Genomic DNA, 14,284 nt, shown 5'->3' on the forward strand with positions numbered 1-14,284 from the left:
AGGAGCCTTCATGCCGCAGCTCGCTGCTCATCAGCTGATCGGAGCCAATTTCAGCTTTCAGCACTTCCCCTTCGATGAGGTCGCCAGGACGATCCGAGGCTTTGGCCTGCTCGAGGTCGAACTGTGGGGGATTGCCCAGCATCTGGACTTGTTCCATGCCACGGACGCGCGTGTCGAATCCGTTCGCCGGGTACTCGCCGACAACGAGCTGTCGGCTTGGTGCTTTACGCCTGAGCAGGTGTTGTATCCAATCAACATCGCCTCCGGCGACGCCGCACTGCGCCAGGACAGCATTGAGCGGTTTTGCCGTGCAGCCGACATCTGCGCGGCGCTTGGCGCCCGCTATCTCTTCCTGACGCCCGGCCGGGGCTACGAGAGCCAACCCCGGCAACCGGCATGGGACCGCGCGGTCGAAGCGGTCGGCGAGATCGCCCGGCGCGCAGCCGCAAACGGGGTGCGCTGCCTGCTCGAGCCGTTGCAGCGGTTCGAGAGCAACATCGTCAATGATGCGGCAAGCCTGCGCCAAATGCTGGATGAGGTGGGCGCCGGCAATATCGATATCGTGCTCGACACTGTCGCCATGGCCACGGCCGGCGACACCGTGGCCGGCTATATCGACCTGTTCGGCTCGCGGCTGGCGCATGTCCATCTGGTCGACGGCACGCCAGGTGGGCATCTGGTGTGGGGGGAGGGCACGCTGCCGCTTGGCCACTACGTCAGCGAGCTTGCGCGCCTGGGCTATGCCGGAAAGTTCACCTTCGAGCCGTTCGGCAACGGCTCCTACGCGCTCGATCCGGTAAAAGCCTGGACACGCTGCCTTGGCGCCATCGCGCCATACCTCAATTGCGCAACGGTGCCGGCATGAGGTCGAAGAAGCTTATCGCGGTCGGGGACAATTGCCTTGATGCCTATTTGACCAACAACTTGATGACGGTGGGCGGCAACGCCTTGAATGTCGCGGCGCAATGGCGGCGCAACGGCTGGTCCGCGCGCTATTTCGGCGCCGTCGGGAACGATCCCGAAGGCGACGTGGTGCTTGCTGAGCTGGCAGGTGCCGGCCTATCCCCCGACGACGTCGAACGGCGTCCCGGCGATACGGCCGTCACCTTGCTGCGCGATGAATCCGGCGACCGGAAGTTCCTGCACGAATCCTTCGGTGTGGGCGAAAACTTCATGCCGCTGCCCGCGCATTATGAGGTCATCGCCGCGGCCGACTGGGTGCATCTCGGCACCAACGCCAACAAGCACCTTGTCCAACGATTGGTGGCGGACCATGTGCCGTTCAGCATCGATCTATCGACCGCCCATATGGCGCTGCCGCTCGACGGTGTCCCGCTTTTGTTTGCGTCCGGACCGGACGATGTCGATGTTCCCATCGTGCCATCGCTGGGCGCGCTCAGGGCGGCCGGCGCAAGGCAGGTAGTTTTGACCTGTGGTCGACGCGGCTCCTACTTCGACGATGGCACGAATGTCGTGCATGCGCCGGCGACGCTTGTCGATGTCGTGGATACGTGTGGCGCCGGCGACAGTTTCATTGCCACTTTCCTCGCCGGCTTCCATTTCGGCGGCCTTGGCGCCTTGGAGGCATTGCACAGGGCGTCGATCGCGGCGGCGCAGACCTGCACCCATCTTGGCGGGTTTCCCCAGAGACCGCGTCCGATACCCGATTGGCTGCCAGCCAAATATGCCAGCTTCATTGTCGATGCGCAGGGAGCCCAAGCGTGAGTACACTTCGTTTGCGGCAGCCTGCGGTCGCGCTTGCATCTGACCGGTCGTTTTGGCTGCAGGACATTACCGCCGCCCCTGCGACCGAGCCATTGCGAGGCGACGAGCGCGCCGACGTGGTGATCGTCGGTGGCGGCTATACCGGTCTGTGGACCGCGCTGCGGATCCTTGAACTGGCGCCGCAAACGCGGGTGGTCATCCTTGAAGCCGATCTGTGCGGATCGGGGGCCTCGGGGCGCAACGGCGGTCAGGTCCATTCATGGTTCGCCGAAATCGACCAGATCAGTGCGGTCGTCGGTCTCGAGGAAGCGCGCCTGCTGTGCGCCGACACGGTGGCATCGATCGCGGAGCTGAAGGCGCTGCAGCAAAACGGCACCATAGACATGGACCTGAGGCTGGACGGATGGTTGTGGACCGCAAGCTCCATTGCGCAGGAAGGCGCCTGGGAGACCGCCGTGGCCTTGACGGCGGCTGTTGGAGAAAACCGTTTCAGCCCGCTGACGGCCGAGGACATTCAACGCCGCACCGGTTCATCGGCCTCCTATGTCGGCGTGGTCGAGACCACTGCCGGCACGGTCCATCCCGCCAAACTTGCCATCGGATTGCGCAAGTTGGCACTGGCACGCGGCGTCATCATCCATGAGCGCAGCCCGGTCCTCGCCATCGAACCCGGCATGACATGCACGGTGCGCACGGCGCATGGCGCGGTACGGGCTGACAAAATCGTGCTTGCCGCCAACGCCTGGCTTTCCGCGCTGCCGGAACTGCGGCGGCATCTTTATGTGGTCGGCAGCGAGGTGATTGCCACTGCCGCCGTTCCCGAACTGCTCGACAGCATCGGCTGGCGCGACGGTGCCTCGATCTGCGATTCCCAGGCCCAGGTGCTCTACTACCAGCGCACCATCGGGGGCAGGGTGGTCTTCGGTCGTGGCAGCGGCAACGTCGCCTTCAGTGGAAATTTCGGCGCCAGCTTCAACCGCAGCCCGGAGCACGGCCGCGACAATATGCGAGAGCTGCATCGGGTCTACCCGTCGCTGCGCGGTGTGGCGATCGAATATGACTGGTCGGGGCCGATCGACTGCGTGCCTGAACACGTTCCTGTCTTCGACCACCTGCGCGATCATCCCAATATCTTCTACGGCATGGGATTCAACGGCACCGGCATCGCGCAGACGCCGATAGCCGGACGCATTCTGGCGAGCCTGGTGCTCGAGCGAAAGGATCGCTGGAGCGAAAGCGGTCTGGTCGGCATGGAGCGGCGCATGTCGCTGCCGCCCGAGCCTTTGCGTTATCTCGGCGCCAGACTTGTCCGCGCGGCGGTGGGCCGCAAGAACGAGGCCGAGATCCGCAACCGCAAGGCGGGCAGGATCACCAATCTTTTGGCGGCCCTGAAGCCAGGCAGGCGCAAGAATTAGCCGGGCATCTGGCTCATCGTCACGCTCTTCAAACCATGAGCCGGCACGTGCCGTCCCGATGACGGTGGACGTGGCATTGCGATCAGGGTGTTTGCTGGGCTTCATTGACCCGTATCAGTCTTAAAGCGGGGGTGCGTCGACCTTGGCTCCCTAGCGTATTCAATGTGGGCCGTATCGCCGCCACACCTATGCTTGGCGCACTTGGGGCTTTCCATTCAAGGGCGGGCCAACGGATCCGCGTGCAATGATGGCGGTCGGCAAAACGAGCCTTTCCGCCGGGCGGGAATCTCCCTTCAATCGCCGGATGAGCAATTCCGCGACGCTCTTGCCAAGCGCGTAGACGGGCTGGTCGATAACGGTGATGGGCGGCGTGGTGACGCTCGTCCAGTCCGCATCATGGAAAGTGATGAGCGAAATGTCGTCGGGAACCCGCAGGCCGCGCTCGCGGGTCACCTTGAAGATCTCCAGCGCAATGACGCTGTCGGAGGCGAGGATCGCCGTCGGCCGATCCGGCGCCGACAGCATCTCGCCGGCAACCCTGCGCGTTTCGGTGGGGCTTGTCGCGCCAAGGCGAACAAAGCGTTCTGGCCGATCAAGTCCGGCCTCTCGGCACACGGTGAGGAAACCGTCGATGCGCTCACGGACCGACGAGGTGTAGATCTGCCCGAGATCGCGGTACTCGTGCCCTTCGGCGTCGACCGCGGTCACATAGGCGATGTTGCGGTGGCCGGCATCGGCTAGAAAGCGGGTCGCCAGCATGGCGATGCCGCGATCGTCGGTCGTGACCGTATCGACATCCAGATCTGCCAGCGCCCTATCCAGCAGGGCAAGCGGTCGGCCCGAGCGGTGGATATCGCGCAGGTGCGCGATGTCGCGCGATTCCGACGGCGTGACGATCAGCCCGTCGACGCGCTTGCCGATGAGCAGTTTCACGGCCGCCTTTTCCGCCTCGATCTTCTCGCCGGAATTGGCCAGGATGACGTTGAACCCGGCTGCCTTTGCCGCGTCGCTGATGCCGCGTACCGCGAGGCTGAAGAACGGGTTCTCGATGTCGCCGACAACCACGCCGATGATGCCGGAGCGGCCGGTCGTCATGCTGCGGGCGAGCTCGTTCGCACGATAGTCCAAGGCCTTGGCCGCGGCCATGACTTCCGCGCGGATCATGTCGCTGACGACGCCGTATCCGCCGAGCACGCGCGCGGCTGTCGCTTTCGAAACGTTGGCCGCGCGGGCGACGTCGCTGACCGTTATCGACGGGGTCTTGGGGGCGGTTCTTTTCATCGGATGACGACTACAAGAGTTGTTGACGGGAGGTCAACGTGGCGATAACGATTAACAAAGAGACCGGTCTCACGCAATATGAGACCGGTCTCTTTAAAAGGAGTGGAGCCGAGAGGCGTGACGGACCGTGATTTCGGCAAGGGCATGTCGGCGCGCCAGATGGCGGCTCGACGCAAATACCAAGAAGAACAGACCTTCAGAGTGGAGAAAGACATGAGCAGGAAAGAAATTCTCAAGTCGTTGATGTGCCCGGTCAGAACCGGCGCAATGGCTCTTATGGCGATGTGCGTCGGCGCCGGGCTGGTTTCAGGAGCGGCCGCCGCGGATGACAATCCCTATGGCCTCATTGATGCGAAGGTCATCAGCGTCGGAACCATGGGCGATGCCAAACCCTACGCTTTCACCCAGGCCGATGGGTCGTTCACCGGCTTCGACATCGAATTGTTCCGCAACGTCGCGAGCCGCCTTGGCTTCAAGCCCGACCAGGTGATCTTCACCGGCCAGGAATTCTCGGCGCTGATGCCTTCGGTTGCAAACGAGCGTTTCGATGTCGCGGTCGCGGCAATCGGCACGACGGAAGCACGCAAAAAGACCGTCGACTTTTCCGACGGGTATATCGCAGGCTATCTCTCCGTGCTTACCGCAGACAAGTCGATCACGTCGGCGGACGGGCTCAAGGGCAAACGTCTCGGCGTCGTGCAAGGCACGCTCCAGGAAATCTACGCGGCGAAGAATTTTGTCGGAACCGATCTCGTCAAATTCCCCGACAACAACTCCGCCGTTTCGGCGCTTAACAACGGAACCGTGGATGCCCACTTCCTCGATTACGAGGCCGCCAAGGACTATGGCCTTCGCTACCCGAACCTGAAGATCGCGGTCAATATTCCTTCCTTTGACGCGCCGGCCGGCTTCGTCCTGCGCAAGGGCAACGACAAGCTCCGCAATGCGCTGAACACCGCCCTTCATGCGGCCATGCAGGACGGCACCTGGAAAACGCTTTATGAAAAGTGGTTCCCCGGCTCGCCGATGCCCGACCAGTATCTTCCCAAGAAGTAGACCGTACCCGGCCGCTGGCTCTCATGCCGGCGGCCGGATTACGCCGCCGTCCTTGATGCGGACGATGTGAATAGCGCAACCGAAAGGGGGGCGAATGAACTGGCTCGAAAACCTGCGGCGCAGTTTCCTCGACTGGCAGGCCATGGCGGACGTGCTGCCCAGCATGATCACCATCGGATTGAAGAACACGTTGATCCTCGCCGCCGCGTCGACGGTGCTGGGTGTCATCCTCGGCATGATCCTGGCGGTCATGGGCATCTCGCAATCGCGCTGGCTGCGCATTCCGGCGCGGGTCTACACGGATATATTCCGTGGGCTGCCGGCGATCGTCACCATCCTGCTGATAGGCCAGGGCTTTGCCCGCATCGGCCGTGAAATCTTCGGCCCTTCGCCCTTCCCGCTCGGCATTCTTGCGCTGAGCCTGATCGCCGGCGCCTATATCGGCGAAATCTTCCGCTCGGGCATCCAGAGCGTCGAGCGCGGGCAGATGGAGGCCTGCAGGGCGCTCAGCATGAGCTACGGCCAAGGCATGCGCCTGATCGTGATCCCGCAAGGCATCCGCCGCGTCTTGCCGGCCCTCGTCAACCAGTTCATCGGCAACGTCAAGGATTCAAGCCTTGTCTACTTCCTCGGTCTGCTCGCCTCGGAGCGCGAGATCTTCCGTGTCGGTCAGGACCAGGCAGTGGTCACCGGAAACCTCTCGCCATTGCTTCTGGCCGGCGTGTTCTATCTCGTCATCACCGTGCCGTTGACCCATGTGGTCAACTACATCGACAACTCGCTGCGGGTCGGAAAGCAAAAGGCCGGCCTCGTCATCAGCGGCCTGGCCGAAGTGAGCGAACTGGAGGGCGCCACCGGCAGTGCACTTTCGGAGGCCGGCTCTGATGCCCGCTCAGCGCTGCCCCGCTTCAAGGGCGGCAGTCTCGCCATTACCGATCTCGACATGGCCTATGGCGACCTCGATGTTCTCAAAGGCGTCAGCCTGGCAGTCAAGCCTGGCACGGTCACATGCGTGATCGGCCCATCAGGTTCGGGCAAGTCGACCCTGCTGCGCTGCCTCAACCGCCTGGTCGAGCCCAAGGGCGGTGAGGTGTTGCTCGATGGTGCGAGCATCCTGGCGATGAAGCCTGAAAAACTGCGCCGGCGTGTCGGCATGGTTTTCCAGCAGTTCAATCTGTTTCCCGACCACACCGCGCTCGAAAACGTCATGCTGTCGCTGACCAAGGTAAAGGGGCTCCCTGTACAGGAAGCTGAGCGCATCGCCGAGGCGCGCCTTGCCGACGTCGGGCTTGCGACCCGCAAACACCATCGTCCAGGGAGCCTTTCCGGTGGCCAGCAGCAGCGTGTGGCAATCGCTCGTGCATTGGCGATGGACCCGGAGGTCATCTTGTTCGATGAGGTAACGAGCGCACTCGATCCAGAACTGGTGAAGGGTGTGCTCAACCTCATGGCGGATCTCGGCCGGCGCGGCATGACAATGGTCGTGGTGACGCATGAAATGGGCTTCGCCCGCAAGGTCGCCGATCAGGTCGTCTTCATGGATGAAGGCCGCATCATCGAGGCCGGCACGCCTGCCGCGATTTTCGATACGCCGAAAAGCCCGCGTCTGAAGCACTTCCTTGCCGAAGTGCTTTGATCACGCATGAGCCCTTCAAGACGGCCGCCCAAACCAACCTCCACCAGTGAAAGATATCTCATGGCTGCATCACATCAGGTTTCCAAGGTCGTTGTTGTCGGCGGCGGCATTTTTGGCGTCTCCTCGGCCGTTCATCTTGCAAGGCTCGGCATCGAGACCGTGCTGGTCAATGATGGACCGCTCGCCAAGGGAGCTTCCGGCCGCTCGCTCGCCTGGATCAATTCGGCGCGCAGGCGCTCGGCTGAGTATCATCGCCTGCGCATGATCGGTATCGACCGCTACCGCAGTTTGTCGGCGCGATGCCCGGATGCCGCCTGGCTGCGTTTCGACGGTGGCCTGACGTGGGATGCGGACGATGCCTCAAACGAGATCGCCGATGTCTTCGCTCACGAAAAACGTCTCGGCTATGATGCGCAGCATCTGTCCGCGGACGCCATAAGGTTGGTCACGCCGGGTGTCTGCGCAAGCGCTGTCACGCCTCAAGGCGCGATCTTCAACGCGGGCGAGGGCTGGGTCGACCTGCCGTCGCTGATCGAAATATTGATCGCGGAATTCGTGGAGCGGGGCGGCCAGGTGGTCACCGAGGCCGGAAGCGCTACCGTCACCGTCGCCAACGGCCGGGCCACCGGCGTCACCACCACCAGCGGGATCAGCTTCGCCGCCAACGCGGTGCTTCTGGCGACCGGTGCGGATGTGCCGCGAATGGTCGCCGTGGCCGGTCAGCGTATTGCCGATGGGACACCAATCGCGCTGCTGGTCAGGACCAAGCCAGTCGACTTGCCTCTACGCGCCGTGCTCAACACGCCGCGCGTCGCCATCCGGCCGACGCCTGATGGCGCCCTCGCGCTCGATTCTGCCTGGTCGGAAGAAGAGGTGGTAGTCAATCCGGACGGGACTTATCGCGTAAAAGCATCGACCATCCAGGGCCTTCTCGACGAAGCGTCGAATGTTCTCGACGGTCATCCGAAATTGGAATTGGAGAGCTACGGTGTCGGGCCCAAGCCAATCCCCGGAGACGGCGAGCCGGTCTTCGGCCAGTTGCGGGAGATCGAGGGGTATTACGTCGCCTTCAGCCACAGCGGCGCAACACTTGGCTTGATTGCCGGCGAACTGCTTGCAACCGAGATCGCCACCGGAACAGAGCACCCACTCCTTGCAAGCTTTCGACCGTCTCGATTTTCACTTTAGCCCGCCAATTCGCCTCGGAATGGGATGTAATGTGGCATGCCTGGAGTTTCGCTAGCCGAGACGGCGGCCGCCTGGCCGCTTACGCGCACCGAACCTGACACCGGAACATTTTCTCCACGTTGAAGTTGGACAGCGCCAGGACCGTCTTTCGTCCAAGCTCAACCAGCGCTGAGAAATTCCATGACCAACCAACACCCCAAGACTAAACAGCCCACGGACAAGGATCTGCGAGACAACCCGGGAATCGGCACCTCGAAGGGCGCGGTCAAGGGCGGCGATATGCTCGACGAGAGCGATGCTCTCGATGGGGACAATACGTTCGAAGGCGATGTCGAGAACGACGTCACGCCTCAGGGCGGCATCAACCCTGACCAGACCGGACGCACGAACAAGTAGGAGGCACCTTGCCATGGCCGGCCGGAAGACCCACGAGCAGCAGCTGCGCATCATCGAAAAGCGCGAGAACTCCAGCAATGCCGGCGACGATTTCAATGCCGAGGATGAGCTGAAGAGATCCAAGCAGGAGCGCGAGGCGCGGCAAGACGGCGCCAATCTACGCGACGAGGGCGTGGAATTGACCGACAAGGACGATCGCCAGATGATCCGCGGCGAAAACCAGGAGAGCGAGCACCACAAGCGCAGGCAGGACGACTAAGCCTGCCGTCTTTTTAAAGCTATCGAGGAGCCATGCCAGACTACCGGCACGCCAGGCACCGCATGGTCGAAGCGCACATCGCCCGCCGCGGTGTGCGCGACGAACGAGTCCTTTCGCCACTGAGGCGGAATCCCGCGCGGGAAATTCGTCGACGAGGGGTGCGAGGAGTTCGCCTATGGGGACGGTGCGGGCGGCGTTGCGCTCTGGCTATAGGGACCTGCGAAGACGCGACCTGAACATCGGCCAGCTCTGCCGCGAGCGCTTTTGGCGATCAGGCAGCCTCGGCCACTACGTGCAATCCTCGGCCTCGCAGCAGTTCGATGCCTTCGTCTGGTTCGATCGCACCTCGCCTGTTCAGCCGCTAACTGCCGAACACGCCTCATCGAGGGTAATACCTGACACGTTTCCCTTGGGCACCTGAGTAGGCGGCATTGCCTTCGGGCACGGAACATCTCACCGACTTTCTGGTTAGGCAGGCCGGATGAAGGGAGCTTTGCGCATGGCCACTAATTTGGAAGACGGCAAGACCGCTCAATCTTCCGACCAGTTGCATGGCGGCAATCGCGGCGGCAACAAAGACCAGCGTAAGACTGACAAGACCGCGAACAAGAGCAGCCAGGCGGCGGGATCCGCATCGCGGTAAGGACTGAGACATGCCGACCGCCGCGGACATCCTCATCGAGACGCTGATCGACTGGAACGTCGATATCATCTTTGGCCTGCCGGGCGACGGCATCAATGGCATCATGGAGGCGCTGCGCGGGCGGCAGGACCGCATCCGCTTCATTCAGGTGCGGCACGAGGAATCCGCGGCGTTCATGGCGTGCGCCTACTCAAAATGGACAGGCAAGCTCGGTGTCTGCCTCGCAACTTCCGGCCCTGGCGGCACACACCTCCTGACGGGACTCTACGATGCCAAGCTCGACCAAGCGCCGGTGCTCGCCATTACCGGCATGCAGTTCCACGACCTTATCGAGACCTTCACCCAGCAGGATGTCGACTTGACGCGCGTCTTCAGCGATGTCGCCGTCTTCAACGCGCAGGTCTCCGACGCGGCGCATATGGAAAGCCTGGCCGGTCTCGCCTGCAGGTCGGCGCTGGCACGTCGCGGCGTTGCGCATCTGTCGATCGCCAGCGATGTGCAGGAGCACACGCTCGACCAAGCCAAGCGCTCGAAGCGCAACAAACCGTCGCATACGCCGGATCGTTGGTTCGAAGGAAGCAGGCTTCCCGACGAAGAACAACTTGCGAAAGCCGCCGAGATCCTGAACGGGGCGACAAAGGTCGCGATCCTCGCCGGTCGGGGCGCGCTTGGTGCCAGGCACGAGTTGGAAGAGACGGCGGAGCTGCTTGGTGCCCCCGTCGCAAAGGCCTTGCTCGGTAAGGCTGCCTTGCCCGACGATCACCCGCTGACGACCGGCGGCATCGGGATTCTCGGCACGCTGCCGTCGCAGGAAATCATGGAGGAATGTGACGCGCTGCTCGTCGTCGGCTCGACCTTTCCCTACATCGAATACTACCCGAAGCCGGGACAGGCGCGCGGGGTGCAGATCGAGCGCGACCCGCAGCGCATCGGCCTGCGCTATCCCATTGAGGCCGGCCTTGCCGGCGATGCCGCCGTGACGCTGCGACTGCTGAACAAGCGCCTGAAGCGCAAGGATGATCGCAGCTTCCTCGAGAAGGCGCAGGCGGGCATGCGACGCTGGCGCGAGATGATGGCGCAGTCGGAGCAAAAGGCCGCCACTTCGCTCAAGCCCCAGGTGGTCACACGCGCATTTGGGAAACGATTGCCCGATGATGCGATCCTGGTTGCCGATTCCGGCCAGAACACCGAGATGGCGGCCCGCCATATCGAGCTGCGTGACGGGCAGGCCTTCGGCGTCTCGGGCGCGCTGGCCTCGATGGCATGCGGACTGCCCTATGCGATCGCCGCGGGCCTGGCCTTTCCCGGCCGGCCGGTCTTCGCGGTCGTCGGCGACGGCGGTCTCGCGATGCAACTCGGCGAGTTCTCGACGGCAGTTCGGTACCGGGTCCCACTCAAGGTGCTCGTGCTCAAGAACGGCATGCTCAATCAGATCGCCTGGGAGCAGATGATGTTCCTCGGCAACCCGCAATTCGCCTGCGAACTCCAGCCCATCGACTTCGCCATGGCCGCCGAAGCCATGGGCGGCATTGGTTACAGCGTCTCTCGCGCCGAGGAGGTGGAAGGTGTTCTCGACGCTGCCCTGGCTGCTGAGGGTCCGGTGGTCATCGAGGCCGTGGTCGACCCGTACGAACCGATGATGCCACCGAAGATGCCACCGGATTATGCGAAAAATTTCCGCAAGGCGCTACCGGACACTCCCGGACGCGCGGAAATCGAGGCGAATGTGGCGCAAGAGCCGCTGAGGTCGATGATTACCGCCGGCGAGAAAGACTGACGACACGCAAGAAGGAGCACGAGTTGAACAAGACCGACAGCGGCACCGCAAATCGCAGTTCGCCGGACCTCATGGGCGGCGACCAAGCGTGCAAGGCCGAGGAATGGGGCGGTGGCTCGAAAGCCGCCAAGGGACCGATCACGGAACCGGATCGACACAACCGCAACTCCAGCCAAAAAAGGAGCTGACATGCAGGATGCCCAGCAGAAATATCCTCGGCCGCCGCTTCCCGAACAGCAGCAGGACATGCCCGGCTACACCGACGAGATGGATCCACGGCCCGACCACGGAGAGGAGAGCTATCGCGGCAGCGGTAAGCTGATGGACCGCGTCGCGCTGATCACCGGCGCGGACTCGGGCATCGGCCGGGCGGTGGCTATCGCGTTTGCACGCGAAGGCGCCGACGTCATGATCTCCTATCTTGAAGAGGACGAAGATGCGCAGGAGACGGCGCGCTTGGTCGAGGAAGCGGGGCGCAAGGCGGTGCTCGCACGCGGCGACATCTCGGACGAAATCTTCGCGCGGTCGCTTGTGCAGCGAGCTATCGATGAATGCGGGCGCCTGGACATCCTCGTCAACAATGCAGCCCACCAGGCGTCGTTCGAGAAGCTGGAGGACATCAGCGCGGAGGAATGGGATCTCACCTTTCGCACCAATGTCTATGCGATGTTCTATCTGTCCCAGGAAGCAGTGAAGCACATGGAACCCGGCTCGACCATCATCAACACATCCTCAATCAACGCGACCAGTCCCTCGCCGGCACTGCTTGCCTACGCCACTACCAAAGGAGCGATCGCCAACTTCACCGCCGGACTTGCAGGACTGGTAGCTGAACGCGGCATTCGGGTAAACGCGGTCGCTCCCGGGCCGATTTGGACGCCGCTGATCCCGTCGACAATGCCCTCTGAGAAGGTCAAGGAGTTCGGGAAGAACACACCGCTCAAGCGTCCCGGGCAACCGGCAGAGCTTGCAGCGACCTATGTGCTGCTTGCCTCGGAAGGATCGAGCTACACCACCGGCGCACTCTACGAGGTCACCGGTGGACGGCCGATGCTTTGAGCGAGCGTACCTGCCAGCTCCACGGCGCCCACTCCCCGTAGCACACCGACATGTGGCGAGGCTCATGCCGATCAGGATCGCGGACAACCGCCACGTCCGCAAACTGGTCGAGGCGCATGCCGAAGCCTCCCACCAGGCCCTGAGCCGGAGGTTGGTAGACGGGAAGCTGACTTCATTCCGGGTTCACCGGAGCGTCAGGTTTCGGGGGGGCAAACGCTGGGTGAATGTCCCTGATAGGCGCATTGCAGCCATGCCGCCGTCGCGTTGTGAGACTGATTTGGCGGCCAGCAAAACAGCAGCCTCTACGACTCGTCCCTCTCATCGCGCAAATTAGACACAACGCGGCGGTTCTGCGACCTGCAGGCGGAGTCGGGGCAGTCGCGGACGAGCCTGTCCTTGCCGTAGCCCTTGGCCCACATGCGGTTCCGGTCTATGCCGCCGGCGGCGAGGTAGTCCATCACCGCATCGGCGCGCTGCTGCGACAGCGCCGTTTCACTTGCGCCGGGATCGTCGGCGAAACCCTGCAGCTTGAGCAGCCAGCGCGGATGCTTTGTCAACCAGGCGATCTGGGTGTCGAGGGTGGCCTTGGCGACAGAATTGAGCGCGGCCGAACCTTTCGTGAAATAGGTGCGGCGGCCGACATTGAGGATAAAATCCTCCTCGCTTCCCGGCTGCACGTTCTGGAAGCCGGCAATCTCGGCGTTGGTGACGTCAGGCGTGGACGGGGCCAGCGTGTTGCTGGTCGAGCAGGATGCGGCCACAACCAGCAGGCCGGCTGCGAGCAGCCGGCACGTGTTTTCAATCATGCGGTTCATGATGCGCCAATCATTCGACAGTGGTGGAAGCGGGCGCCTGGTCGGCGATGTGCGGCAGGACCTCCACCGCGGTGCCGATCGGGCACCGCTGGTAGAGGTCGATGATGTCTTCGGGGAACATGCGGATGCAGCCGCTGGAAGCGTCGGTGCCGATGCTCCATGGCTCCAGCGTGCCATGCAGGCGGTAGCCGATGTCGGCGCCGTCGCGGTACAGATAGAGCGCGCGCGGCCCGAGCGGATTGTTGGACGCGCCGCCTGCGATCATGGGCGGTAAGTCCGGTTTGCGCTCACGCATTTCGGGGGGCGGGACCCATTGCGGCCACAGCGCGCGGCGATCGATCGTCGCGCGGCCGTACCATTTGAAGCCTTCCTTGCCGACGCCGACGCCGTAGCGGATGGCAGTCTTGTTTTCCATGATGAGGTAGAGGAAGTGGTGGCGGGTATCGACCACGACGGTGCCGACCGGCTCGCTGCTGAAATACTTGACGATCTGGCGATGCCATCTCTTGTCGATCTTGGCGAAGTTGGTCTTGCGATAGACGAAATCGTTATCGCTGGCGGTACCGGCGAAAAAGGATTTTGCCGCCGCGGCTTGAACAATATTGCCGGTTCCACCGACCGCGACCAGCGCCAGACCGCCGAGCACGACACCCCTGCGTGATAAAACCATCGGCAATCCCCCATGCCTTAAGCCTGGCGAACCATAGTTGAGAATGATTTCGGCTCAAAGTGGAAAAATGCTGCAGTGGGTGGGCCGCAAGCGGTCTGTCCGCTTGACGGCAAAATAGCGATTGCCCGCCGGCTCACGCCGGCGGGCTTTTTTGTGCGGACGGGAACATCCTCGCTCCAAGGGTGTTTTGTCACACCCGGCTCGTTCTTCATCGGTCGTGCCGGTGACCAAGATGTCCCCTCATTCATCATGGTCGGCCCGCGCAGCCTTGACCGCACGCGCGGGCCATCCCATCACAAGGCCCGCTGGCTCACGCTGGCGGGTTTTTCCGCGTCCATGCGCCGACACTCATCTTCGCATGCCT

General features: G+C 62.9%; 15 protein-coding genes. 12 read left to right on the forward strand and 3 right to left on the reverse strand.

The features are described from left to right. The first annotated feature begins 10 nt into the window (after positions 1-10). From ACYG9V_RS09765 to ACYG9V_RS09775, 3 genes are read left to right on the forward strand one after another with little or no spacing between them, the layout of a single operon-like run. On the forward strand, positions 11-865 hold the full coding sequence (locus ACYG9V_RS09765) for a sugar phosphate isomerase/epimerase family protein (RefSeq protein WP_023692315.1): 855 nt from the start codon (positions 11-13) through the stop codon (positions 863-865). Continuing rightward, positions 862-1,725: a PfkB family carbohydrate kinase gene (locus ACYG9V_RS09770; RefSeq protein WP_352762920.1), complete on the forward strand. Its 864-nt coding sequence runs from the start codon at positions 862-864 to the stop codon at positions 1,723-1,725. Before ACYG9V_RS09765 ends, ACYG9V_RS09770 begins: the two co-directional genes overlap by 4 nt. Further along, entirely contained in the window at positions 1,668-3,140 is a 1,473-nt protein-coding gene (locus ACYG9V_RS09775; RefSeq protein WP_352762917.1) for an NAD(P)/FAD-dependent oxidoreductase, read from the forward strand. Before ACYG9V_RS09770 ends, ACYG9V_RS09775 begins: the two co-directional genes overlap by 58 nt. A gap of 186 nt (positions 3,141-3,326) precedes the next feature. On the opposite strand, the gene ACYG9V_RS09780 is transcribed toward ACYG9V_RS09775, so the two are convergent. Continuing rightward, positions 3,327-4,421 carry a LacI family DNA-binding transcriptional regulator gene (locus ACYG9V_RS09780; RefSeq protein WP_023692312.1) on the reverse strand — a complete coding sequence of 365 codons (1,095 nt, stop codon included), beginning with the start codon at positions 4,419-4,421 and terminating at the stop codon, positions 3,327-3,329. A 213-nt stretch (positions 4,422-4,634) separates the two neighbouring features. Between ACYG9V_RS09780 and ACYG9V_RS09785 the strand changes: the two genes are divergently transcribed. The 9 genes from ACYG9V_RS09785 (at position 4,635) to ACYG9V_RS09825 (ending at position 12,435) form a co-directional block, all read left to right on the forward strand. Continuing rightward, positions 4,635-5,477: an ABC transporter substrate-binding protein gene (locus tag ACYG9V_RS09785; RefSeq protein ID WP_023735708.1), complete on the forward strand. Its 843-nt coding sequence runs from the start codon at positions 4,635-4,637 to the stop codon at positions 5,475-5,477. Between the two features lie 94 nt (positions 5,478-5,571). Next, on the forward strand, positions 5,572-7,113 hold the full coding sequence (locus tag ACYG9V_RS09790) for an amino acid ABC transporter permease/ATP-binding protein (RefSeq protein WP_023695154.1): 1,542 nt from the start codon (positions 5,572-5,574) through the stop codon (positions 7,111-7,113). A gap of 60 nt (positions 7,114-7,173) precedes the next feature. After that, on the forward strand, positions 7,174-8,301 hold the full coding sequence (locus tag ACYG9V_RS09795; RefSeq protein ID WP_023695155.1) for an NAD(P)/FAD-dependent oxidoreductase: 1,128 nt from the start codon (positions 7,174-7,176) through the stop codon (positions 8,299-8,301). A gap of 180 nt (positions 8,302-8,481) precedes the next feature. Further along, positions 8,482-8,697 (forward strand): hypothetical protein, encoded by a 216-nt coding sequence (locus ACYG9V_RS09800; protein WP_023686879.1) that lies wholly within the window; start codon positions 8,482-8,484, stop codon positions 8,695-8,697. 13 nt (positions 8,698-8,710) lie between these two features. Continuing rightward, positions 8,711-8,956, forward strand: coding sequence for a hypothetical protein (locus tag ACYG9V_RS09805; protein ID WP_023686880.1), 246 nt, complete (start codon positions 8,711-8,713; stop codon positions 8,954-8,956). A 481-nt stretch (positions 8,957-9,437) separates the two neighbouring features. Beyond that, positions 9,438-9,599, forward strand: coding sequence for a hypothetical protein (locus tag ACYG9V_RS09810; RefSeq protein ID WP_023695157.1), 162 nt, complete (start codon positions 9,438-9,440; stop codon positions 9,597-9,599). Between the two features lie 10 nt (positions 9,600-9,609). Further along, positions 9,610-11,376, forward strand: coding sequence for a thiamine pyrophosphate-dependent enzyme (locus ACYG9V_RS09815; protein WP_023695158.1), 1,767 nt, complete (start codon positions 9,610-9,612; stop codon positions 11,374-11,376). Between the two features lie 23 nt (positions 11,377-11,399). Next, positions 11,400-11,564, forward strand: coding sequence for a hypothetical protein (locus ACYG9V_RS09820; protein ID WP_023695159.1), 165 nt, complete (start codon positions 11,400-11,402; stop codon positions 11,562-11,564). A gap of 58 nt (positions 11,565-11,622) precedes the next feature. Next, complete coding sequence (locus ACYG9V_RS09825; RefSeq protein WP_280790897.1) at positions 11,623-12,435, forward strand: SDR family oxidoreductase; 813 nt, start codon at positions 11,623-11,625, stop codon at positions 12,433-12,435. 302 nt (positions 12,436-12,737) lie between these two features. Here ACYG9V_RS09825 and ACYG9V_RS09830 read toward each other — a convergent pair whose 3' ends face one another. Continuing rightward, entirely contained in the window at positions 12,738-13,250 is a 513-nt protein-coding gene (locus tag ACYG9V_RS09830) for an OmpA family protein (protein WP_460221942.1), read from the reverse strand. Between the two features lie 10 nt (positions 13,251-13,260). Beyond that, positions 13,261-13,920, reverse strand: coding sequence for a L,D-transpeptidase (locus tag ACYG9V_RS09835; protein WP_023686888.1), 660 nt, complete (start codon positions 13,918-13,920; stop codon positions 13,261-13,263). Positions 13,921-14,284 lie beyond the last annotated feature (364 nt).

It is taken from the genome of Mesorhizobium sp. W016 (genome assembly GCF_054719485.1).